General features: G+C 57.0%; 1 protein-coding gene. It reads right to left on the minus strand.

Annotated features, from left to right (window positions below; all coding sequences use genetic code 11):
* Window positions 1-1,945, minus strand: a 1,945-nt coding sequence (locus IG629_RS22475) for a HAMP domain-containing protein (RefSeq protein WP_193174090.1), incomplete at its 3' end; no start/stop codon positions are given.
* Between the last annotated feature and the right edge of the window lie 439 nt (window positions 1,946-2,384).

The following is a 2,384-nucleotide window of genomic DNA, read 5'->3' on the forward strand; positions in this document are numbered from 1 at the left end:
CGGCGATGGTCAGCACGCCTGAGGATTCCATCTTCACCTGCTCGGAGGAGTTCACCATGCCTTCCGAGCTCTTCTCCATCTCCTGTGCGGAGAGGCCGACCTGATCGACGATGGCCTTGACCGACTGCTCGAACGTATCGGCCAGGTTCAGCATGGCCTGACGCCGTTCCTCGGCGGAGCGGGCCTCTGTGCGCTGCTGTTCCTCGCGCAGCCGTTCGACCTCGCGGCCATTGTCGCGGAAGATCTCAACCGTCCGGGCCATCGTGGTGATCTCGTCGCCGCCCGACGTATCCACGTCCGTGTCCAGATCTCCGTCCGCGATGACGCCCATCGTGTCGGCGAGACCGTTGATACGGCTCACGACCTGACGCGACACCAGGAACCAGCCAATCAGAAGGCTGAGCAAGACGCTGATGCCACCGACGGCGAGCAGAAGCTGCTGGCTCTGGAAGATTGTGGTCTTCGCCGATTCTTCGCCGACCGCCGCATCGTTTTCGGCCTGTTCGACCAGGATTTCGACTTCGTGGATGAGTTCGGCAACGCGCTCACGGCTGTTGTTCAGCGCATCGACAGCAGCTGCCTCGGTTGAGAGCAGCTCAACGCGGATTTCGAACACGGATTCAGCACCATTTCCGAAGGCGCCCAATTGTTCCGCTTTCTCCGCGGCATCCGCGTCGACCCCGCGTTCGCGGAATTCGTCCAGCGCAGTGTTCATGGCATCGTAGGCTGCCATGAACTGATAGTTCGTCTGCTTGATGGCTTCGCCATCGGGGGAGACAGCTCCGGCATTCAGCAGGCCTGCGACTAGGTTTGCGTGTGCCACGAGCTCCAGTGAGTTCCGGATGACGCCGGCATCGTCGTTTACGAGCGTCGAAATCGAGCCTTCGATGTCGCCGATCAATTTCTCTCCACCGGAAATAAGCTGAAAGCTCGCTTCCTGGGTGACCGGCCCGATTGCTGCGTTGAAGGTGTCGCTCAGCTCCGCGATTTCTGCCTGGAGCGCGTCTCTCTTTGCCTTCAGCTCGAACTGGTCATTGTAGGACAGGGTATTCTTGACGAGCTCTTTCTTCCTGAGATCGAAGACCGACTTCTCGCCGATTCCGTAAAGACTGAGATTGAGGGCGACTTCCCGAAGGGCGTTGGCGTTGTCGCTGTCTGTCAGTCTGTTCACGGCGTCGTAGACGTCGTTCGAGCGGGCACCGAATGTCTCTTTCAGCTGATCGACTTCTTCCTCGGAGGTGGCGACGCTGGCCCTGGCGGTGATGGCGAGCATTCCATGGCCATTGGCAGCGACCTTAAGGCCAGATTCAAGCTGCAGGATTTCTTCTTCAAGCAGGTTCTCAATGGAACTGACTGCGTTGCTGATTGTTTCATCGCCACGGAATTCCAGCGTCGCGTTCGCTTGTTGCACCACGGGGATGGCCTCGGCGACGAACAGGGCGTGGGTCTGGCGGATTTTTTTGGTCAGTTCGTCCATCTGACCGCGCAGTTCCTCGCGCCGGCCGATCGTCCATTGCAGGTCTGTCAGGGTGCTTTCGATCTGGGAAACCTGACCGGCGAGTTTTTCCTTTTGCTCTTCAGGAAGGCTCGTCAGGGTTTCGAGGCGGGCACGCAGCCCTTCAATACCGGCGCGCATGTTTTCCTGGATCGCGTCGCGCTGTTCCTGGGTCGGCGCGCTGACGAGCGCCGGTGCGGTCGCGGCAATTGAGGCGCTGGTATTTGCCAGGGCCATGGAGTTCTTGATCGCGGGGATCGAGGTGCCCGTGAACATATTGAGTGTGCGTTGAAGCTCGACAAAGGCGGCGATGGAAATGCCGATCGCGACCAGCGTGATGACAGTGATCGCGAGCAGGGAGAAATACAGCTTCCCGCCAACTCCTAACTTCCACCGTTTCTTTTTCGCGGGTTCTTCATGATCGTCAGGAACGGCGGCGATGTCATCCAAGTGCAATACTTCAGCCACGATGAAAAATACCTCTAAACAATAGTGATTTTGTAAGGCGAGCCTCTACCGTGTTCTTAGAGGCTGTCTCTGGAGCAACGAACGTGGAAATCCTCTTTCATCACGAAATCGAAACGTTTGTCGGGACGGAAAAGGATTTGATCAATATCAACGTGAACTCAGAAATAATATCAAGTCGAAAAAACGCTTTGTTATATCGGCTTGTTACGGAATGTTAATGTAAAATTTTATGCAGAATCTCCCTATCTGCCGGTGACGGGCGGATAACAAGGGACCCGCCCGTTCTCAGATGTCTGGGAAAATGGGACCTTCAGTTCCCGATCAGTTCCCGATCAGTTATCCGATCTGACTTTTTCGAGGAATGTTTTGACCTCGCGGTCGAGGGACTGTGCCTGTCCGGCGACGCCCTTGGCGGCGCTGA

This window comes from Nisaea nitritireducens (genome assembly GCF_014904795.1).
In the GTDB taxonomy this organism is placed as follows: Bacteria; Pseudomonadota; Alphaproteobacteria; order Thalassobaculales; family Thalassobaculaceae; genus Nisaea; species Nisaea nitritireducens.